This window comes from Comamonas terrae, assembly GCF_001544075.1.
Classification (GTDB): Bacteria; Pseudomonadota; Gammaproteobacteria; order Burkholderiales; family Burkholderiaceae_C; genus Comamonas; species Comamonas terrae.
This window is the reverse complement of record NZ_BCNT01000005.1, coordinates 82,025-102,305: the sequence shown is the minus strand read 5'-3', so window position 1 is coordinate 102,305 and position 20,281 is coordinate 82,025. Positions and strand designations below refer to the sequence as shown.

The window sequence follows — 20,281 nt, the reverse complement described above, 5'->3', positions numbered from 1 at the left end:
TTTTCCTTTCCGAATCAGGACAAAAAACAAAAGCCCTGGCGGGCTTCATGAAAGATACCTGCCAGGGCTTGAAGAAGGTTGAAGGCGCCGCAGGCGGCGCTTCTCATCAGTCTTCCAGCAGCGAGCGCAGCATCCAGGCCGTCTGCTCGTGCACGGTCAGGCGCTGGGTCAGCAGATCGGCCGTGGGCTCGTCGTTGGCCTTGTCGGCCAGCGGAAAGAGCTGGCGCGCGGTGCGTGCCACGGCTTCATGGCCCTGCACCAGGATGCGCACCATCTCCATGGCCTTGGGCGGCTCGGGCGGCACATCGGGCAGGCTGGTGAGCTTGCCGAATTGCGCATACGAGCCCGGCGCGTGGTGGCCCAGCGCGCGGATACGCTCGGCCACCGGGTCGACCGCATTCCACAGCTCCGTGTACTGCCCCATGAACATGGTGTGCAGCGTGTTGAACATGGGGCCCGTGACGTTCCAGTGGAAGTTGTGCGTGGTCAGGTACAGCGTATAGGTGTCGGCCAGCAGGGCCGACAGGCCCTTGGCGATGGCGGCGCGGTCCTCGTCGCTGATGCCGATATTGATGCCGGCGCCGTGCGGCGCTGCAGCCTCCTGCTTGCGCTTGTCCGATTTGTCCTTGCCTGCTTGCTTGGCCATGGTGTCACCTTTCATGGGTTAACGGGAATCGGGATCCATCCGGTCGGGCTCCGCCCGCGGAGCCGGCCGCGTGCCGCTGCAATCACTCCGAGAGGCGCTGCACGCCCGGCAGCGGGCAGGCATAGACGGCGTTGCGCAGCGCGGCAATCGCTTCGTAGCGCGTGAAGCTGCGGCGCCAGGCCAGCACCACGCGGCGCGAGGGCGGGGCAATGCCGTCTTCGGCATGGATGGGCAGATAGCGGATATGGGGTTCGTCGGTCTTGCGGCGGCGCTCGGTGCTGGCCAGTGCATCCTCGGGCACGGAAAGGCGCGGCACCAGGGTCACGCCCATGCCGGCGGCCACCATGTGCTTGATGGTCTCCAGCGACGAGCCTTCGAAGGTGCGGCGTATGCCTTCGGCGTTGCTCGCATAGCGCGCGAATTCGGGGCAGACCTCCAGCACATGGTCGCGGAAGCAGTGGCCCGCGCCCAGCAGCAGCATGGTCTCGTTCTTGAGGTCGGTGGTGGACAGGCTTTCCTTCTGCGCCAGCGGATGGCCGCTGGGCACGGCGGCCATGAAGGGTTCGTCGTACAGCGGTGCCAGCGCCAGGCCCGTATCGGGGAAGGGCTCGGCCATGATGGCGCAGTCGATCTCGCCCATGCGCAGCATCTCCAGCAGCTTGATGGTGAAGTTCTCCTGCAGCATCAGCGGCATCTGGGGCGTCATGCGGATGGAATTGCGCACCAGCTCCGGCAACAGGTAGGGGCCGATGGTGTAGATCACGCCCAGCGTCAGCACGCCGGACAGCGGGTCCTTGCCGCGCTTGGCGATTTCCTTGATCTCGTTGGCCTGCTCGAGCACGCTTTGCGCCTGGCGCACGATCTCCTCGCCCAGCGAGGTGACGGAAACCTCTCCGGCGCTGCGCTCGAAAAGCTTGACATCCAGTTCTTCTTCCAGCTTCTTGATGGCAACGGACAACGTGGGCTGGGAGACATAGCAGGCTTCGGCGGCACGCCCGAAGTGCTTTTCTCGCGCAACGGCCACGATGTACTTCAGTTCGGTGAGGGTCATGGAGATTGTTGTTTTATCCGTCAGACAGGCCCGCCCTTGCAAATCGGCGAATTGCCAGCTAGCCCGCCTGTAATAGTCAAAAAAATGAACAGATACGCGCTGATTCAATCACAGATTTTTCACGCGTCAACTACGAAAACATGATTAGCGCAAAACGGCCCAGGCGGAAAGCTTATGTCTTGCCGGCCTTCTTGTGCATATGTCCTCAAAAAAATTCCGGCCGATGCACTGCCGCCTCCTGCCCGGACCGCATCCCGGCAGGCTTCAGGCCTTCAGGTATTCCGCCTTTCCGCCCAGCCAGCGGCTCACATGGCGGGCCGCCAGCGCAGGATATCGCTCCAGCATGCGCGGCGCCAGCTCGCGTGCCCAGTCCAGCAGCAGCACATCCTGCTCCAGGTCGGCAAAGCGCAGCATGGGCGCGCCCGACTGGCGCGAACCCAGGAATTCGCCGGGACCGCGGATCTCCAGGTCGCGCCGTGCGATCTCGAAGCCGTCATTGGTCTCCGCCATGGCGCGCAGGCGCTCCTTGCCGGTGTCCGACAACCGGCCGTTGTCGTTGACCGAATACAGCAGCACGCAGGCCGAAGCCGCCGCGCCGCGCCCCACGCGGCCGCGCAACTGGTGCAGCTGGGACAGGCCGAAACGCTCCGAATGCTCGATGACCATGAGCGAGGCATTGGGCACATCCACGCCCACCTCGATCACCGTGGTCGACACCAGCACGCCCATGACGCCGGCGGAGAACAGCTCCATCACGGCCTTTTTCTCGGCCGTGGGCATGCGCGAATGCAGCAGCCCCACCATGACGCCGGGCAGCATCTCGCTCAGGTATTCATGCGTGGCCGTGGCATTGGACAGGTCCAGCGCCTCGCTTTCCTCGATCAGCGGGCAGACCCAGTAGACCTGCCGCCCGCTGGCGACCTGGGCGCCTATGCGCTCGATCACCTCGTCCTTGCGGCTATCCGAAATCAGCTTGGTGACGATGGGCGTGCGCCCGGGCGGCAGCTCGTCGATGGTGGAAACGTCCAGGTCGGCGTAGTAGCTCATGGCCAGCGTGCGCGGAATCGGCGTGGCGCTCATCATCAAGAGATGCGGCTCCATTCCAGTGGCAGCCAGCTTCTGCCGCAAGGCCAGCCGCTGGGCCACGCCGAAGCGGTGCTGCTCGTCGATCACGGCCAGCGCCAGGTTTCTGAACTGCACCTGCTCCTGGATCACGGCGTGGGTGCCCACGACCAGCGCGGCCTCGCCGCTTTCGACCAGGGCCAGCATCTCGGCACGCTCTTTCTTCTTCTGCGCACCCGCCAGCCAGGCCACGCGCTTGCCCAGGGGCGCGAGCAAGGGCTCGAGCCAGCCGACCAGCTTGCCGAAATGCTGCTCGGCCAGGATTTCGGTGGGCGCCATCAGCGCGCACTGCCAGCCTGCCGCGATGCAGGCCACGGCCGACAGCGCCGCCACCACGGTCTTGCCCGAGCCCACATCGCCCTGCAGCAGCCGGTGCATGGGAATGCTGCGCTCCATGTCGGCGCGGATTTCGCCGACCACGCGCTGCTGGGCCCCGGTCAGGCCGAACGGCAGCTGGCCCAGAAACTGTTGCGTGAGTTCGTCATGGGCCGCCCGCAGCACCGGTGCCTTCAGGCGCGCACGCTCGCGCTTGGCTTCGTATTGCGACAGCTGCTGGGCCAACAGCTCCTCGGCCTTGAGCCGCTGCCAGGCCGGGTGGCTATGGTCTTCGAGCGTGGCCAGGGCTACATCGGGCGCAGGGTGATGCAAAAAGGTGAGCGCACTGCGCAGTTCATACAAAGGCTGCAGGCCATTTGAGCCATAGTGCTGTGCCACCGGAGGCAGCTCGCCGGGTGGCAGGGTCTCGGACAGGTCCGCGCGCAGCAGCGCCGTGGCGATGGCCCGGCGCAGATAGGGCTGGGGCAGGCTGGCCACCGTGGGATAGACGGGCGTGAGGGCCGTGGGCAGCTCGCCGCCTGCGGCGCGAAAGGCCGGATGCATCATCTGCCGGCCCCAGAAGCCACCCTTGACCTCGCCGCGGATGCGCAGCCGCGCGCCCACGGCCATGGCCTTCTGCTGCGAGGGGTAGAAGCTGAAGAAGGTCAGCACGCAGCTGCCCGTTCCATCCTCCACCGTCACCTTGAGCATGCGCCGGGGCCGCAGCTGCACCTCGCTGTGCGTGACCGTGGCCTCGATCTGCACGGTATCGCCGTCGCGTGCGTTCTTGAGCGGCGTGATGCGCGTCTCGTCCTCATAGCGCAGCGGCAGATGCAGGGTCAGGTCGATGTCGCGCCGCAAGCCCAGCTTGAGCAAGGCCTGCTGGGCCGGGCTGAGGGCCTTTTTCGCTTCGCCGGGCTTCGGCTTGACTTCATCGGTCTTGGCAGGCTTGCGTGCACTCTTCTTGTCGGAAGCCCTGCCGCCCCTGGCCTTGGCACCGGCAGAAGCGCCTGCCCCCATGCCACCGGCCTCATCCAGAGAAGGAGCCGGTGCGGGAGATGCGGCGAAGGAGTGGTTGGACATGCGTACGGAATTCCTGGCTGGGCCTCTCGGCCGGGCCATCGAGATGGCCGCGGCACACAGGGGCCTCACGGATGCAAGTGCAATAGTGTATGAATATACAGCTCTTGCCATGCCATTGCCTGGATCAAGCTTCCCGCCACGGCGCCAATGCCCATGATGCGCATGGCCAGCCGGCAATGACCGTGGCGATTTGCGACAATGGCGGGCTTGTGTTTATTGAACTTGGAACGGGCCCGGTACGGCCCTCAAGCCCTGCATGTCTTCCAGCACCCGTGTTTTCTCGCTCAGCGATTTCGACTTTGAACTGCCCGAATCCCTGATTGCCCAGCATCCCACCGCCGTGCGCAGCGCCTCGCGCCTGCTCGACGGCCGCCAGCTCCCCCCCACCGACCGCATCTTCCGCGAACTGCCCGACCAGCTGCAGGCCGGCGACCTGCTGGTGTTCAACGACACCAAGGTGCTCAAGGCCCGGATCTTCGGCGAGAAGGCCAGCGGCGGCAAGCTGGAACTGCTGGTGGAGCGCGTGCTCACGGGCAACGAGGTCGTGGCCCATATGCGGGTGAGCAAAAAGCCCCTGCCCGGTGCCAGAATCCATCTGTGCGGCGGCCTCCGGAATGGCGGCTTCGACGCCGAACTGCTGGGCCGCTGGCCGGATGCAGACGGCCCGCTGTTCCATCTGGCACTGACCGGTGCGCATGGCGAGACGCCGTACGCGCTGATGGAGAAGTTCGGCCATCTGCCGCTGCCGCCCTATATCGAGCGCCACCAGGACGGCGAAGTCGACCCCGATGAAAAGGAAGACAGCGAACGCTACCAGACCGTGTTCGCCGCCCAGCCCGGTGCCGTGGCCGCCCCGACGGCCGCCCTGCACTTCGACGAAACCGTGCTCGCGGCCCTGCAGGCCAGGGGCGTGGAGCGTGCCAGCGTCACCCTGCATGTGGGCGCCGGAACTTTCCAGCCCGTGAAGACGGAGAACCTCGCCGAGCATCAGATGCACAGCGAGTGGTACGACATACCGCTGCCCACGCTGGCCGCCCTGGAGCGCTGCCGCCAGCGCGGCGGCCGCGTCGTGGCCGTGGGCACCACCACCGTGCGCACGCTGGAATCCTGGGCCCAATACGGCAACATCACGGGCGACACCAGCATCTTCATCACGCCCGGCTTCGAGTTTCAGGTCGTCGACATGCTGGTGACCAACTTCCACCTGCCCAAGAGCACGCTCATGATGCTGGTCAGCGCCTTCTCGGGCTACGATCACATCATGGCGCTGTACCGCCATGCGATCGCCCAGCACTACCGCTTCTTCAGCTATGGGGATTCGATGCTGCTGGAGCGCAGGCGTTCTACTCTTTAAGTGTCGCTTTTTTGACTTTGTACATTTCCTCCCTCATTGTCCCATACGGTTCTGATGCGATAATTCTTGGTTATTTTATTTGACAAAAGTTACCATGGACCGCAAGTCAGTAACACTCTTGACCCGTCACGGAGTCATCTCCCAAATCAAGAGCGAATGGAGGCTTATTGCTTCTTGCACCATTTTTGCTCTGGCTATATCCGTGGCGTCCCTTTTCATAATAGAGCCACGCTATGAGATAAAAGCCTATATCGATAAACCATATGGCAATGAAATTTCAGAACTGAATATAGGTCGAAGTGCTGCCACTGGATTGCAGCAATACACACCAGAGCAAATTTTCGCATATTTTACACGCCGTCTTACCACAGACGAAGCTGCCCAACGTTTTTTTCTGGAAACGTATTTACCCCAACAAGAGTCTCTCCCAGAGACAGAGGCAGGGAAACAAGCTTTATACAATAGCTTTCGAAAGAGTGTAATATCCATTTCCCCTCCGCCACTCCCTCCAAAGGCAGGATTTCGTGATCTATACAGCATCCAAATCATTGCCCCCACTGGTGAAAAGGCAAAAAAATGGATTCAGGATTTTCTTTCTCAAGTTTCCGATGATGCCCGCCATGCCTTAATCCAAGACATAGAAAAATCTATTTCTCTGCAAATTCAGAATACTGAGCGGGACTTACAAGAAAAGATGAGGACTACGGAGCTGAATCGGCATGACCGGCAGGCTCAGCTTGCAGAAGCTTTGCAGGTTGCGCAAGCAGTCGGACTAAAAGAGCCCCAGATGACCAGCATTCAACCGCCCCGTCAGGACAGTGCCGCCTCTTATATCGATGGCTCGCGCCTCTACGCACGAGGGACGAAGTCACTGCAAGCCGAGCTTGAGGTGTTAAAGCAACGCAAGGATGATGCGCCATTTGTAGAAGGCTTGCGTGCCATACAAGCACAGCTCAATCTTTTGAAAGAGCAAGCTCCTAGCAAAAAGCAGTTCAAGATTTTCCACATTGATGGAGAAATTGTTGAGCCTCTTAAACCCATGTCACCTAAAAAATCATTGATTATTTTCACTGGTTTATTTTTCGGACTCGCTCTGGGTACGCTGGCTGCTTTGATACGCACCGGCATCTTGCAACGTTTCCTATCGGAAGCCGAAAATTCAAATAGATAATTCAAAAAACATAGAATTATCCCATTGCATTATCAATGCAATGGGATAAATTTTTTCGATATCAATTACGGATCTTACGCAAATACCTATTGAGGCAGTACAAAATCAGCAGACGTCGTCACAAAGCCAACAACCGTGACATATAGGCCATCCAGGAATTGCCATAACCAAAGAAGCCTGCGGTCAGTTTGCATATAGCAGCAATTGATGCATCTTTCTACACCTGATTGGTGATAGATTTTAAAGATGCAGACCACAAATAACCTTCTGGATTCCTCAGAACAGGCCATCAGGGGCGAAGAAGCAATTGACCTACTCGACCTGCTCGTCACTCTGGCAGAGCATTGGAAGCTGCTCATCTTAGGGCCTATTGTCGTGGGACTTGGCGCTTTTGCAGCCAGCTTTGCGTTGCCCAAGACTTATGTCAGCACTTCCACGCTGACGGTGGAGCGCCCCGGCTCCGCCCTGTCCGCACCCGTGGTGGCCAGCATGGTTCTGTCTGCAGATGTACTGCAGAAAGTTGCACCGGCGGCGGGCCTGGACAGCGATCTGACAGCTGAAGAAATCCGCAAACGGCTCAGCAAACGCATTTCGGCCACCGTAGGCAAGCAGGACAAGCTGCTCACCTTGGCAACACAAGCCCGAAGCCCTGAAGCCGCCCAGAAGCTCAATACAACGCTGCTGGAAACCCTGTATCCATTAACCCAACCCAAAGGGCTGGAGAAAAAGCAGCTCGAGATACAGCTGACCGGTGAGAAAAAGCGGTTTGCAGAAGCTTCCACCCTGGAACTGCAGACTGCCGCGTTGCTCGCCTCGGGCAAGCCCGTTTCGGAAGCCACCAGCCGCCTTTATGGCGAGTTGCTGGCAGCCAACAGCGCACGCCAAAGAACCATTTCGGAGCTTGAGATGCGCCTGGAAGGCCTGACCTCTGGCGACGTGGTGCAGCAGCCCACCTTGCCCGAGCAGGAAATCAAGCCCAAGAAACCCATGATTGCCATCGGGGCGGCAGTCTTCACAGGCTTTGTGTTGCTGGTCTTTGTCTTTGTGCGCCAGGCCATGCGCAATGCCCAGGAGAGTTCGCCGGAGCAGGCCGAGAAGATCGCCCGCATCCGTCGTGCACTGCCGTTTGGCGCCTGAGCCAGACTGAACCTTAGAAAGCCCGCGCTTGTTGCCGCGAGCTTTTTTATTGCGCGCCAGACTCAACAGCAATCACAGCAACTCAATACCCGTGCTGCTGCCGGAATTCCCTGGCCTTTCCGAAGTGGCCGTTGCCGATGAAGGGCACCGGCGGGCGCAGCGCAGACAGCGGCGAGGGATGGTTGCTCGTCAATACCAGATGGCCCTTGTCGCGGGGAATCAGGGCCCGCTTGGACTGGGCATGCGAGCCCCAGAGCATGAAGACCACGGGTCGCTCGCCTTCGGCCACATGGCGGATCACGGCGTCGGTCAGCACTTCCCAGCCCTTGCCCGAATGGCTGGCGGCCTGGCCCTCTTCCACCGTGAGGCAGGTGTTGAGCAGCAGCACGCCGTTCTTTGCCCATTTAACCAGGCTGCCGCCGGGATTCGGGAAGGGGGGAAAGGGCACGCCCAGGTCACGCTGCATTTCCTTGAAGATGTTCTGCAGCGAAGGCGGCAGGCGCACGCCGGGCGCCACCGAGAATGCCAGGCCTTCGGCCTGTCCGCGCCCATGGTAGGGGTCCTGGCCCAGGATGACCACCCGCACCTCTTCGGGCGGCGTGAGATCCAGCGCGCGCAGCGGCTGGGGCGGAAAGATCACGGCGCCGGCATCCAGGCGCTGCCGCAGAAAGGCCAGCAGACGCTGACCGGCAGGCCCTGCAAAGAATTCATCGATCAACGGTTTCCAGCCCGGCGCCACCGGCCAATCGGCCGGATCGGCCGACATCAGCTGCGTTGCGGCAGGTGTCGAGGAAGGCGAAGGCTGGGAATCGTTGATGGTGTTCATGCGGCAATTTTCGCGCGTTCTGGCAGCAGGATCAGCGAAATAGCCGCGCCAGCGCCTCGCCCGGTTCCTCGGCGCGCATGAAGGCCTCGCCCACGAGGAAGGCGTTGACGCCCGCGTCGCGCAGGGTCTTGACGTCGTCCCGGGTCAGGATGCCCGACTCGGTGACCAGCAGGCGGTCGACGGGCACGCTTTTTTGCAGCTCCAGCGTGGTCTCGATGCGGACCTCGAAGTTGCGAAGATTGCGGTTGTTGATGCCCACCAGCGGCGTCTTGAGCTTCAATGCACGCTCCAGTTCCTGGGCGTCATGCACTTCCACCAGCACGGCCATGTCCAGGCTCATCGCGATCTGCTCCATCTCGGCCATCTGCGCGTCCTCCAGGCAGGCGGCGATCAGCAGCACGCAGTCGGCTCCGATGGCGCGCGACTCGTAGATCTGGTAGGGATCGACCATGAAGTCCTTGCGCAGCACGGGCAGCAGGCAGCTGGCGCGCGCCTGCTTGAGGTAGTCGATGCTGCCCTGGAAGAACTGCTTGTCGGTGAGCACGGATAGGCAAGCGGCGCTGACCTCGCCATCGCCCATGGCATAGCTCTGGGCGATGTCGGCGGGAATGAAGTCGGCGCGGATCACGCCCTTGCTGGGGCTGGCCTTCTTCACCTCGGCGATCACGCCGGCCTGGCCGGCCGCGATCCTGGCGCGCAGCGCGCCCACGAAGTCGCGCGTGAGCACGCGGCTTTCCGCGTCCCGGCGCATGTCCTCCAGGGGCATGCGCTTCTTGGCGGCCGCCACTTCCTGGACCTTGACGTCGCAGATTTTTTTCAGAATGTCAGACATACGGTTTCTTTCTCTTGAATTCTTCAACGGCGTGCAGGCACGCAGCGCTCGCCGCTCTGGCGGATCTCCAGCCGCTGCGCCATCTCGTCCACCAGCGCATCCAGCGCCAGCAGATCCGGCTCGGCACGGCTCATGTGCAGCACCGTGCACAGCACGGCCACGGGCCCCTTGCGCGCATGGCGCAGCTCGATGCGCCAGCCATGCCACTGGCGCGGACGATCCTCGAAGGCCACGCGGCCCAGGCTCCATTCGGCCGCAGGCTCCAGCAGCCACTGTACCGAAGGCTCCAGGCCCGTGCTGCGGATGCGGCGCTGCGCGACCTCGACGACGCAGCCGCGCCCGCCATCCGGGCGCCCCTCGCCCAGGGGCGCGCTGCGCCGCCCGCGCCACCGGCGCAGGCCCAGCCATGCGGCAAGCACGATGGCCGAGGCCACCAAGGCCTCGGCCGGTCCGGCCGACGCCAGGAACGACAGCATGATCACCGTCCCCGTGCCCCAGGCCAGTCCCCGCATTGCATCGCCCCAGGCCGGGCGGCCCAGTTCCACGAATTCGGGCAGCCGCCACTGCGGCTGCGTGCGCACCGCCTGCAGCAGGGGTTCCAGGGCTTGCCGTGCGGGAACCGTCATGGCATCTCGGGGCTGCGACGCCGTGCGCCTTCAGGCACCGGGCTTTTGCAGGTTCTGGGTATACGCCACCAGCTCCTGCAGCTTGGCCAGGGCCGCGCCGCTGTCCAGCGCCTTTTGCGCACGCTCCAGGCCGTCCTCGATGGAGGAGGCCGCATTGGCCGCGTACAGGGCCGCGCCCGCATTCAGGCAGACGATGTCGCGCGCCGGGCCCTGCTCGCCGCCGAGCACGCCCAGCAGCATGGCCTTGGATTCCTCGGGGTTCTCGACCTTGAAGGCACGCGTGCCCACCATGCGCAGGCCGAAGTCCTCGGGATGGATTTCGTATTCGCGCACCACGCCGTCCTTGAGCTCGCCCACCAGCGTGCCCGCGCCCAGGCTGATCTCGTCCAGGCCGTCGCGGCCGTAGACCACGATGGCATGCTCGGCGCCCAGGCGCTGCAGCGCACGCACCTGGATGCCGACCAGGTCCTCGTGGAACACGCCCATGAGGATGTTGGGCGCGCCGGCCGGATTGGTCAGCGGGCCCAGGATGTTGAAGATGGTGCGCACGCCCAGTTCCTTGCGCACGGGCGCCACGTTCTTCATGGCCGGATGGTGGTTGGGCGCGAACATGAAGCCTATGCCCACGTCGCGTATGCAGTCGGCGATGTGGGCGGGGCCGAGGTTGATATTCACGCCCAGCGCCTCCATGGCGTCGGCGCTGCCGCTCTTGCTGCTGACGCTGCGCCCGCCGTGCTTGCTGACCTTGCCGCCCGCCGCCGCGATCACGAAGGTGGAGCAGGTGGAGATGTTGAAGGTGTTGGCGCCGTCGCCGCCCGTGCCCACGATGTCCACCAGATGGGATTTGTCGTGCACGTTGACCTTGTTGGAGAACTCGCGCATCACCTGGGCCGCGGCCGAGATCTCGCCGATGGTCTCCTTCTTCACGCGCAGGCCCGTGAGAATGGCCGCCGTCATCACGGGCGAGAGCTCGCCGCGCATGATCATGCGCATCAGGTGCAGCATCTCGTCGTGGAAGATTTCGCGGTGCTCGATGGTGCGTTGCAGCGCTTCCTGGGGAGTGATCTGGGTCATGGCAATCTCTCTTTATTCAGGAGCAGCTTGCGCGTGAATCTTCTTGGTTTCAGCATGAATCGATGCTGAAGATCAGAAGTATCCAGCGCCAGCCGCTATGTATTCATGAGTATCGGCACCAGGCCTTTCAGGCCTTCTGCTCCAGGAAGTTCCGGAGCATGGCATGGCCGTGCTCGGTCAGGATGCTCTCGGGGTGGAACTGCACGCCCTCGATGGCCAGTTCACGATGGCGCACGCCCTGGATCTCGCCGTCCTCGCTGGTGGCCGTGACTGCAAGGCACTCGGGCAAGGTATGGCGGTCGATCACCAGCGAGTGGTAGCGGTTGACCGTGAATTCCTTGGGCAGCCCGGCGAACACGCCGCGCTGGTCGGTGCTGATCACGCTGGTCTTGCCATGCATCTGCTGGCCCGCGCGGATGATGTCGCCGCCAAAGGCCGCGCCGATGCTCTGGTGGCCCAGGCAGACACCCAGGATGGGCAGCTTGCCCGCGAAGTGCCGGATCGCGGCCACCGAGATGCCGGCCTCGGCCGGCGAGCACGGGCCCGGAGAGATCACCAGGCGCTCCATGCCTTCGCGCGCGATCAGCGCCTGCACCTCGGCCACCGTGGTCTCGTCGTTGAGCACCACGGTCACGTCGGCGCCCAGTTCGCCGAAGTACTGGACGATGTTGTAGGTAAAGCTGTCGTAGTTGTCGATCATCAGGAGCTTCATGCTTGCTCTCCGGCGAGTTGATCGGAGCCCGGCCCGCGCGAACCTGCGCGCAGGCGGACAAATTCGCGGTGCTCGTAGGCGATGCAGGCCTCCATCAGCTGGCGGTAGACGGCCTCCATCACATCGGGCTGGCCGCCCTCCTGCTCGGTGCGCTCGCGCACGCGCTGCACGATGGCCTCGATGCGCGCCTCGTCGCGCACCTGGTTCACATCGCCCTTGATACGCGCGGCCTGCGTCATGTAGCCGATGCGCGTGACCAGCAGCGGCACCAGCACGTCGTCCAGCGCGTTCACCTGGCGGCGCACGTCTTCCATGGTGGTGCAGCGCTGCACCAGATCGATAGCCTTGCTCATTCCAATCCCTCTTCCACCAGTTCCGCGGCGCGCAGCAGGGCGCGGGCCTTGTGCTCGGTTTCCTTCCATTCCAGCTCCGGCACGGAGTCGGCCACCACGCCGGCCGAGGCCTGCACGTAGAGCGTGCCGTCCTTGATCACGCCGGTGCGGATGGCAATCGCCAGATCCATGTCGCCCGCGAAGCTCAGATACCCGCAGGCGCCGCCGTAGATGCCGCGCTTGGTGGGCTCGAGCCGGTCGATGATCTCCATGGCATGCACCTTGGGCGCACCGGTCAGCGTGCCCGCGGGGAAGGTGGCCTTGAACACGTCCATGCTGTCCATGCCGTCCTGCAGGATGCCTTCCACGTTGCTCACGATGTGCATGACGTGGCTGTAGCGCTCCACGGCGAAGGCCTCGGTCACTTTGACCGAGCCGGTCTTCGCGATGCGGCCGATGTCGTTGCGCGCTAGGTCGATCAGCATCACGTGCTCGGCGCGCTCCTTGGGGTCGGCCACCAGTTCCTGCTCGGTGGCCTTGTCGGCCTCGGGCGTGGCGCCGCGCGCCCGCGTTCCGGCCAGCGGGCGGATGGTGATCTTCCGCCCCTCGGGCGTGTTTTCCTGGCGCACCAGGATCTCGGGGCTGGCGCCCACCACATGGAAGTCGCCCAGGTGGTAGAAGTACATGTAGGGGCTGGGATTGAGCGAGCGCAGCGCGCGGTACAGCGACAGCGGCGAGGCCGTGAAGCGCTTGTGGATGCGCTGGCCCACCTGCACCTGCATGAAGTCGCCCGCGGCGATCAGCTCCTTGGCCTGCTGCACGGCGGCCAGATAGTCCTGCTTGTCGAAGCTGCGCTGGGCCGGATGGCTTTCGCCGGCACGGATCTGCGGCGCGCTCACCGAATAGCGCAGCTGGTCCTTGAGCTGGCGCAGCCGCTTCTTGGCGCGCGTATAGGCCTCGGGCTCGCCGGGGTTGGCGTAGACGATGAGGTAGAGCTTGCCCGACAGGTTGTCGATGACGGCCACCTCCTCGCACTGCAGCAGCATGATGTCCGGCGTGCCCAGCGAGTCCGGCGGGCAGGACTTTTCGAGCTTCTTCTCGATGTAGCGCACCGCGTCATAGCCGAAATAGCCGGCCAGGCCGCCGCAAAAGCGCGGCAGCCCGGGGGTGAGCGCGACCTTGAAGCGCTTCTGGTAGGCGGCGATGAAGTCCAGCGGGTTGCCGCCGGCCGTCTCCACCACCTGGCCGTCGGTCACGACCTCGGTGCGGGCCTCGTCGCCGAAGCCGCTGGCACGCACGAAGCTGCGCGCCGGCAGGCCGATGAAGCTGTAGCGGCCGAAGCGCTCGCCGCCCACGACGGATTCCAGCAGGAAGCTGTACTTGCCGTCGCCGTTGGCATGGGCGAGCTTGAGGTAGAGGGAAAGCGGTGTTTCGAGGTCGGCAAAGGCCTCGATCAGCAGCGGGATGCGGTTATAGCCTTGGGCCGCGAGAGATTTGAATTCCAGTTCCGTGATCACGGGACAGCTCCGGGATACATGGCGCATCACTCACCTGCACGAATGCTTTCGGAAAACGCAGGTGACGCTTGCTGTGCTGGTAATGCGCCGGTTCATTCCAATTGGCCCGGGACGGGCCTCGGGTGCACGCCGGGCTCGTGCCGGAGTGCGTTCAGCGGTTCATGTGGGCAGGCTTGCGCCAGGGCCAGGCTCCCCGGTCTCCACAACCTGTAATGAACGTACGGTGAATGAACATGATGCGCGCAAGTGTAGCGCATCCCTGTGGCACCACCCAAGGACCCGCAGCCCCGCTCCCCGGAACAACCCGTATTGCTGCGTGCCGGCCCCGACGCCATCATGCGCCGCACGCAAAACAGCCACGGCCTGCGCAAAACAGTTTCACCGGTCACGCACCGGATGCGGCGCAGGTCCGGCACAAGAATGGAGGAGACAGCATGCCCATCCCCCCCCCCTGCCGCGCTGCCTGGGCGGCCGCCACGCTGGCCGGGCTCCTGGCCGCCGCGGCACCGGCCATGGTCCGGGCCGCCGACAACGCCAACGCGGCCGTGCAGACGCTGCATGGCGTGCGCTACGAGCCGCACGCCGAGGTCGGTGGCCAGAAGCTGCGGCTCAACGGCGCGGGCACCCGCTACAAGGCCGTCTTCAAGGTCTATACCGCCGGCCTGTACCTGGAAAAGCCGGCCCGCAGCCTGCAGGAGATCGCAGCCCTGCCCGGCCCCAAGCGCATGAGCGTGACCATGCTGCGCGACATCGACTCGTCCGAACTGGGCAAGCTGTTTTCGCGCGGCATGGAGGACAACATGGAGCGCGCGGCCTTTTCCAAGCTGGTGCCGGGCGTGCTGCGCATGAGCCAGATCTTCACCGATCACAAGAAGCTGCTGGCCGGCGAGACCTTCACCGTCGACTGGATTCCCCGCCACGGCACGCAGGTCACCGTCAAGGGCCAGCCTCAAGGCGAGCCGTTCAAGGAGCCGGAGTTCTTCCAGGCCCTGCTGGGCATCTGGCTGGGCCCGCATCCGGCCGACGAGCAGCTCAAGAAGGCATTGCTCGGCGAGGCCTCCTGACACGGCAGCGCAGGCCGCCGCGGATCACTCCGCGTTCAGCAGATCGCGGTAATAGCCGGGCAGGGCGAACAGCGCGCCATGCACTTGCGCGTTGTAGTACTGCAGATCGCCCACCCGGCGCTGCTGGAGCCGATCGGCCGCCTGCTGCGCCGTCAGCGCCGTGGGGTCCAGGCTGTCCGAAGCCACGGCCAGCCCCCAGTAGGCCCCATACAAGGGGATGTACAGGCCGTAGCAGCGCACCACCGCAAACTGCGTGCGCAGGCGGCGCGTCAGAGCGGCCACCTGCGGGCCGTGGAATACCGGGCTGCCCAGGTGCAGCACCAGCGCGCCATCCGGCTCCAGCACACGCTTCATGCGCTGCAGCGCGGCCGGCGCATAAAGGCTTTCGGCCGGCGTATCGGGATCGGTCAGGTCCATGAGCACCAGATCAAAGCGCTCCTCGGTACGGTCGACCAGTGCCATGCCGTCGCCGATGCAGATCTGCACGCGCGCATCGTCGAGGGCGCCGCGGTGCACGGCCTGCAGGTGCTGGCGCGCGCACTGCACCACGGCCTCGTCGAGCTCGGCCAGCACCACCCGCTCCAGCCCGTGCTTGAGCAGCTCCTCGGCCGCACCGCCGTCGCCGCCGCCGAGGATCAACGCCTTGCGCGGCGCGGCATGCGCCGTGGCGGCCGGGTGCACCAGCGCCTCGTGATAGAAGAACTCCTCGCCTTCCGAGGTCATGAAGCGCCGGTCCAGGCGCAGCACCTTGCCGAACTGCGGCGTGTGCAGGAGCTCCAGCTGCTGGTAGGCCGTCTGCCGGGTTTCGCAGGCCACGGCCTCGTAGCCGAAGCGCGCATGCGGCGCCAGCTGCTCCATGGCCCATTGCGGCGCAGCATCTGCCGCGGCAGCGGGCACGCATGCCGCCATTTCAGGCGGGCGGGCCGCGGCCAGGCCGATATCGCCGCGCATCAGTTGCTGACGCACCGCGCGGGCCGGCGCGTAGGAGGCAATAACGCCCTCCATCAGGGCCCGGGCCTTGCTGGAGTTGTCGGCCGAGAAGTTGCACACATAGACGTCGATGGTGACGCTGCCGGTCTCGGGCCAGGTATGGATGGCCAGATGCGACTCGGCCAGCAGCACCGTGCCGGTCACGCCTCCGGGCTGCCCGTCATAGGGCGGGAACTTGACCCACTTGTCATCCACCAAGGTCAGGCCCGAAGCCTGCGTCTGCTCGCGGCACAGCCGGGCGATGGCGTCGGCATCGAGCATGTAGCGCTCGTGGCCCGAGCATTGGTAAAGATCGGCGGTCAGGTGCAGTCCGTGCATGTCGCGTGAGTCCTCCTTTGTTCCACGCCGGACCCGGGTCCGGCGCTGACGACACAAAGCCGACGACTCTAGCAAACAGGCCTATCCGCACCTTTTCCTGCCAGAAATGCGGACAAAAATCCCTATCACCCCGCAAGCTGCGCCAGGCTGTCCAGATGCGCCTGCGCCGCCACGGCCGTGATGGGCTGGCCATGGTTGTAGCCGTAGGTCATGAGCACCACGGGGCAGCCTGCGGCCTGGGCGGCCTGGGCATCGTTGCTCGAATCCCCGACCATCAGCGTACGTGCCGGCTGGCTGCCCAGGGCCTCGCAGGTCTTGAGCAAAGGCATGGGATCGGGCTTCTTGCGCTCGAAGGAGTCGCCGCCGAACACCTGATCGAAGAAACCGTCCAGGCCCTTGGCCGCCAGCAGCGGCCGGGTGAAGGACAGCGGCTTGTTGGTCAGGCAGGCCAGGCGCAGCCCGCGTGCCTTGAGCGCCTCCAGGCCTTCGCGCACGCCCGGGTAAACGTCTGCGAACTGGCCGTTGATGGCCAGGTAGTGGTGCTCGTAGCGCTGCCAGGCCCGCGGATACGCACCTTCCACGTCCTGGGCGCCCACATGCGCGAGCACGGAGCGGATCAGGTGTTCTGAGCCCTTGCCCACCATGTGTTCGATGGCCTGTGGTGCGATCGGCGGCAGCTGCAGGTCGGCCAGCATGCGGTTGAGCGCCTCGGCGAAATCGCCCAGCGTGTTCACCATGGTGCCGTCCAGGTCCACCATCACGGCGTCGAGTTCCAGAGCCTGGCTGGAAGCGGGCAGGTTCAGTTGCATGACTATCAATTCAATAGCTATCAGCGCTTGATGGCAGAGCGCCAAGCGCCAAAAACACTAGAAATCCTGCAAGCTCCTGGCCTGCAGGCTCCCGCGCGCAAGGCCCGGTCAACCGGCCAGGTTGGCGCGCATGGCGTTGATCACGGCCTTGTAGTCGGGCCTGCCGAAGATGGCGCTGCCGGCCACGAAGGTGTCGGCGCCGGCATCGGCCACGGCGCGGATATTGCTCTCCTTGATGCCGCCGTCCACTTCCAGGCGGATGTCCTTGCCGCAGGCCTCGATGCGCTTGCGCACGGCCTCGATCTTGCGCAGCGTGCTGTCGATGAAGCTCTGGCCGCCGAAGCCCGGGTTCACGCTCATCAGCAGGATCAGGTCGAGGTCCTCGATCACCCAGTCCAGCACGTCCAGCGGCATGGCGGGATTGAAGGTCAGGCCGGCCTTGCAGCCGTGGGCCTTGATGTTCTGGATGCTGCGGTGCACGTGGGCCGAGGCATCGGGGTGGAAGCTGATGTAGTCGGCCCCCGCCTTGGCGAATGCCGTGGCCAGTTCGTCCACAGGCTGGATCATCAGATGCACGTCGATGGGCACGGGCCGGCCGTCGGGCGTCACGGCATGGGGCTTCAGGGCCTGGCAGACCATGGGGCCGAAGGTCAGGTTCGGCACGTAGTGGTTGTCCATCACGTCGAAGTGGATCCAGTCGGCGCCGGCGGCGATGACATTGCGCACCTCTTCACCCAAACGGGCGAAGTCGGCTGACAGGATGGAGGGGGCAATACGGTAGGTGGGGCTCATGGGGCAGGATTGTCGCAGTTACCATTGCACCATGCCGATGAACGAGTTTCTGGTCCAAGTCCAGCCCGCCTACCTGCCCGAGCAATCGGCGCCGGCCGCTGGCGTCTATGTGTTTTCCTACACCATCACCGTCACCAATGCGGGGGACGTGCCTGCGCAGCTGATCGCGCGGCACTGGATCATCACCAACGAACTGGGCCATGTGGAAGAGGTCAAGGGCCTGGGTGTGGTGGGGCGCCAGCCGCTGCTGCAGCCGGGCGAATCGTTCGAGTACACCAGCGGCTGCCAGCTGCGCACGCCCACCGGCACCATGCAGGGCACGTACCTGTGCGTGAATCATGAAGGTGAAATCTTCAGCTGCGAGATTCCGCTGTTCGTGCTGCAGATGGACGGCTCCGGCGACCTCATGCCCACACCCGAAAAGCGCGTGCTGCATTGATGAGCACCGCCTCCCACCCGATCTTTTCCTTTTCCGGCGGCCGCCACGGCGCACCCCTTACTCACCGCGCATGAAGCGAACCACTCTCGACCTGGAAGGCCTGATCGCCCAGCTCAACCCCGAAGCGGACCTGGCCCAGCGGCATCTGTGGCTCATCCACCTGTTCGAATGGATACGCGCGCCCAAGCCGTCGACCGACCTGGCCGTGGAGCGCGTGCGCACCGTGGTCGAGGCCTTCGAGGCGCGCCCCGAGGCGCGCGCACGGCTGCAGGCCTGGTGGCTCAAGCTGATCTCCACGGTGGACATCACGGCGCTGCTGGCCGACTTCGGTTTTGCGCCGCGCACGGCCATGATGAGCGAGGTGGCCGAGCGCATGCGCTACAAGCTGCTGCCCAGCACGCCCGAGACGGTGGACGCCTCGGAACTCTTCATGCTCGCCCTGCCCGATGAATTCGACGCGCGCTGGCTGCATGCCGTGGACGCCGAGCTGATGCAGCGCATCGCCGCGCTGATCGCGCCCCATGAGGAAAACACCGTCAGCTTCTGGGAAACCAGCCTGCTGGATGCCATCACCTATTGCGCAGGGCAGATCCTGTCCAGCGGCTTTGCGCCCGAGCTGCGCCTGCGCATGAGCGAGAAGGACCGCGAGGAAAAGCCCTTTCATGCGCTGATCCACGATGTGGAGAATCTGCGCGTGGAGGTGCTGCTGCCGCTGCGCACCAACGACCGGCGCGACGCCGCCGCGGCCCGGCTGCGCGAGCGGCTGGATGCGTGCCGCGCTGCCGTGGCCTCGGTCTATTCCTACTTCGAGGCCGAGGGCATTTCCGTGGGTCTGGTGTTCCGCCTGCGCCAGCTGCGCGCGCGCATTCTGCGCGTGAGGCGCCTGCTCGACTGCCTGCTGGCCGCCAACCGAGCCTACGAGACTTCGGAGCTGCTGGCCAACCTGGTCTCCGTGGGCATAGAGCGGCGCAGCGTGCGCGCCCTGCTGTCCACCAATACCTCGCTGCTGGCCGCCAAGGTGGCCGAGCGCAGCGCCGAGACCGGCGAGCACTACATCACGCGCGACGGCTCCGAATACCGCCGCATGCTGGCCAAGGCAGCAGGCGGCGGCCTGGTGATGGCCTTCACCACGCTGGCCAAGTTCGCGCTGTATGCGCTGGGCCTGTCGGTGTTCTGGTCGGGCCTGGCGGCGGGCCTGAACTACGCCATCAGCTTCGTGCTGATCCAGATGCTGCACTTCACGGTGGCCACCAAGCAGCCGGCCATGACGGCGCCCGCCATGGCGGCCAAGCTCAAGGACCTGCAGAACGAGGAATCAATCACCGCGTTCGTGGACGAGGTTGCCCACCTCGTGCGCTCGCAAGTGGCGGCCATCTTCGGCAACGTGCTGGTGGTGGGCCCCGCCGCCCTGCTGCTGTCGCTGGGCTTTGCCCGGCTCGCCGGCCATGCGCCGCTGGACGGGCCCCATGCCGTGGGCGTGCTCAGCTCGCTGAGCCTGCTCGGTCCCTCGGTGCTGTTTGCGGCCTTCACGGGCGTGCTGCTGTTCGTCAGCAGCCTGATCGCCGGCGGCGTGGAAAACTGGTTCGTGCTGCGGCGCATCGATTCCGTGATCCGCTTCAACCCCGCCATCACGCGCGCCCTGGGCAGCACGCGCGCCAACCGCTGGGCGCTGTTCCTGCGCAAGAACATCTCGGGCCTGGCCTCCAATATCTCCCTGGGCCTGATGCTGGGGCTGGTGCCCGCATTCGCCGGCTTTTTCGGCCTCGGCCTGGAGGTGCGCCACGTCACACTGTCCACCGGGCAGATCGGCGTGGCCGCGGCCACGCTGGGCTGGGAGGCGCTGCATACCCACATTTTCTGGTGGGCCGTGGCCATGCTACCCTTTAACGCAGCACTGAATGTTGGCGTGAGCTTCTACCTCGCATTCCGCGTGGCGCTGCGCGCGCACAACGTCAGCGGCGTGGACCGGTCGCGCATTTATGCGGCCATCCGACGGCGCATGTGGCGTTCGCCACTGAGTTTCTTCTGGCCATAGGGCCTGCGCCACACAGCCAGACTTCACGATCCGGGA

The 20,281-nt window shown here is 64.5% G+C and carries 19 protein-coding genes; 6 read left to right on the top strand and 13 right to left on the bottom strand.

Features of this window, described 5'->3' with window-relative positions:
- Positions 1 to 106 precede the first annotated feature (106 nt).
- The 3 genes from Cte04_RS08905 to recG form a co-directional block, all read right to left on the bottom strand.
- Positions 107 to 646 (bottom strand): Dps family protein, encoded by a 540-nt coding sequence (locus tag Cte04_RS08905; RefSeq protein ID WP_066476160.1) that lies wholly within the window; start codon positions 644 to 646, stop codon positions 107 to 109.
- Positions 647 to 728: 82 nt separating this feature from the next.
- Positions 729 to 1,697: a LysR substrate-binding domain-containing protein gene (locus Cte04_RS08900; RefSeq protein WP_066475594.1), complete on the bottom strand. Its 969-nt coding sequence runs from the start codon at positions 1,695 to 1,697 to the stop codon at positions 729 to 731.
- A gap of 264 nt (positions 1,698 to 1,961) precedes the next feature.
- Entirely contained in the window at positions 1,962 to 4,154 is a 2,193-nt protein-coding gene (recG, locus tag Cte04_RS08895) for an ATP-dependent DNA helicase RecG (protein WP_066475592.1), read from the bottom strand.
- Positions 4,155 to 4,473: 319 nt separating this feature from the next.
- Between recG and queA the strand changes: the two genes are divergently transcribed.
- The 3 genes from queA (at position 4,474) to Cte04_RS08880 (ending at position 7,879) form a co-directional block, all read left to right on the top strand.
- A complete protein-coding gene (gene queA, locus Cte04_RS08890; protein WP_066475590.1) occupies positions 4,474 to 5,571 on the top strand; it encodes a tRNA preQ1(34) S-adenosylmethionine ribosyltransferase-isomerase QueA in 1,098 nt (365 codons plus the stop codon).
- A 94-nt stretch (positions 5,572 to 5,665) separates the two neighbouring features.
- The gene (locus tag Cte04_RS08885; RefSeq protein WP_083526579.1) at positions 5,666 to 6,742 is read left to right on the top strand and encodes an LPS O-antigen chain length determinant protein WzzB; all 1,077 of its coding nucleotides are present in this window, start codon (positions 5,666 to 5,668) and stop codon (positions 6,740 to 6,742) included.
- Between the two features lie 246 nt (positions 6,743 to 6,988).
- Positions 6,989 to 7,879, top strand: a complete 891-nt coding sequence (locus Cte04_RS08880) for a Wzz/FepE/Etk N-terminal domain-containing protein (protein WP_066475588.1) — start codon at positions 6,989 to 6,991, stop codon at positions 7,877 to 7,879.
- 82 nt (positions 7,880 to 7,961) lie between these two features.
- Here Cte04_RS08880 and Cte04_RS08875 read toward each other — a convergent pair whose 3' ends face one another.
- The 7 genes from Cte04_RS08875 to trpE all read right to left on the bottom strand — a co-directional run bounded on the left by Cte04_RS08875 (position 7,962) and on the right by trpE (position 13,798).
- Positions 7,962 to 8,705, bottom strand: a complete 744-nt coding sequence (locus tag Cte04_RS08875) for a uracil-DNA glycosylase (protein ID WP_066475585.1) — start codon at positions 8,703 to 8,705, stop codon at positions 7,962 to 7,964.
- Positions 8,706 to 8,736: 31 nt separating this feature from the next.
- Entirely contained in the window at positions 8,737 to 9,537 is an 801-nt protein-coding gene (gene trpC, locus Cte04_RS08870) for an indole-3-glycerol phosphate synthase TrpC (RefSeq protein ID WP_066475583.1), read from the bottom strand.
- Between the two features lie 23 nt (positions 9,538 to 9,560).
- Positions 9,561 to 10,163, bottom strand: a complete 603-nt coding sequence (locus tag Cte04_RS08865; protein WP_066475581.1) for a hypothetical protein — start codon at positions 10,161 to 10,163, stop codon at positions 9,561 to 9,563.
- A 30-nt stretch (positions 10,164 to 10,193) separates the two neighbouring features.
- The gene (trpD, locus tag Cte04_RS08860; RefSeq protein ID WP_066475580.1) at positions 10,194 to 11,237 is read right to left on the bottom strand and encodes an anthranilate phosphoribosyltransferase; all 1,044 of its coding nucleotides are present in this window, start codon (positions 11,235 to 11,237) and stop codon (positions 10,194 to 10,196) included.
- Between the two features lie 127 nt (positions 11,238 to 11,364).
- Positions 11,365 to 11,949, bottom strand: a complete 585-nt coding sequence (locus Cte04_RS08855; protein ID WP_066475579.1) for an aminodeoxychorismate/anthranilate synthase component II — start codon at positions 11,947 to 11,949, stop codon at positions 11,365 to 11,367.
- The gene (locus tag Cte04_RS08850) at positions 11,946 to 12,302 is read right to left on the bottom strand and encodes a chorismate mutase (RefSeq protein WP_066475577.1); all 357 of its coding nucleotides are present in this window, start codon (positions 12,300 to 12,302) and stop codon (positions 11,946 to 11,948) included. Before Cte04_RS08850 ends, Cte04_RS08855 begins: the two co-directional genes overlap by 4 nt.
- Entirely contained in the window at positions 12,299 to 13,798 is a 1,500-nt protein-coding gene (trpE, locus tag Cte04_RS08845) for an anthranilate synthase component I (protein WP_066475574.1), read from the bottom strand. The genes Cte04_RS08850 and trpE overlap by 4 nt, the downstream gene beginning before the upstream one ends.
- 434 nt (positions 13,799 to 14,232) lie before the next feature.
- Here trpE and Cte04_RS08840 point away from each other — a divergent pair, with 434 nt between their 5' ends.
- Complete coding sequence (locus tag Cte04_RS08840; RefSeq protein WP_370671023.1) at positions 14,233 to 14,862, top strand: chalcone isomerase family protein; 630 nt, start codon at positions 14,233 to 14,235, stop codon at positions 14,860 to 14,862.
- Between the two features lie 24 nt (positions 14,863 to 14,886).
- Here the strand turns inward: Cte04_RS08840 and speE are convergent, their stop codons facing one another.
- The 3 genes from speE to rpe form a co-directional block, all read right to left on the bottom strand.
- Positions 14,887 to 16,170, bottom strand: a complete 1,284-nt coding sequence (gene speE / locus Cte04_RS08835; RefSeq protein ID WP_066475573.1) for a polyamine aminopropyltransferase — start codon at positions 16,168 to 16,170, stop codon at positions 14,887 to 14,889.
- A gap of 125 nt (positions 16,171 to 16,295) precedes the next feature.
- A complete protein-coding gene (locus Cte04_RS08830) occupies positions 16,296 to 16,979 on the bottom strand; it encodes a phosphoglycolate phosphatase (RefSeq protein WP_066475572.1) in 684 nt (227 codons plus the stop codon).
- Between the two features lie 108 nt (positions 16,980 to 17,087).
- Entirely contained in the window at positions 17,088 to 17,771 is a 684-nt protein-coding gene (gene rpe, locus Cte04_RS08825) for a ribulose-phosphate 3-epimerase (RefSeq protein ID WP_066475571.1), read from the bottom strand.
- A gap of 31 nt (positions 17,772 to 17,802) precedes the next feature.
- On the opposite strand from rpe, the gene apaG reads away from it, so the two are divergent.
- Both apaG and tlpB read left to right on the top strand, forming a co-directional pair.
- Positions 17,803 to 18,210 carry a Co2+/Mg2+ efflux facilitator ApaG/CorD gene (gene apaG / locus Cte04_RS08820; RefSeq protein WP_066475569.1) on the top strand — a complete coding sequence of 136 codons (408 nt, stop codon included), beginning with the start codon at positions 17,803 to 17,805 and terminating at the stop codon, positions 18,208 to 18,210.
- Positions 18,211 to 18,280: 70 nt separating this feature from the next.
- A complete protein-coding gene (tlpB, locus tag Cte04_RS08815; RefSeq protein ID WP_066475566.1) occupies positions 18,281 to 20,245 on the top strand; it encodes a transporter-like protein TlpB in 1,965 nt (654 codons plus the stop codon).
- Positions 20,246 to 20,281: the final 36 nt, after the last annotated feature.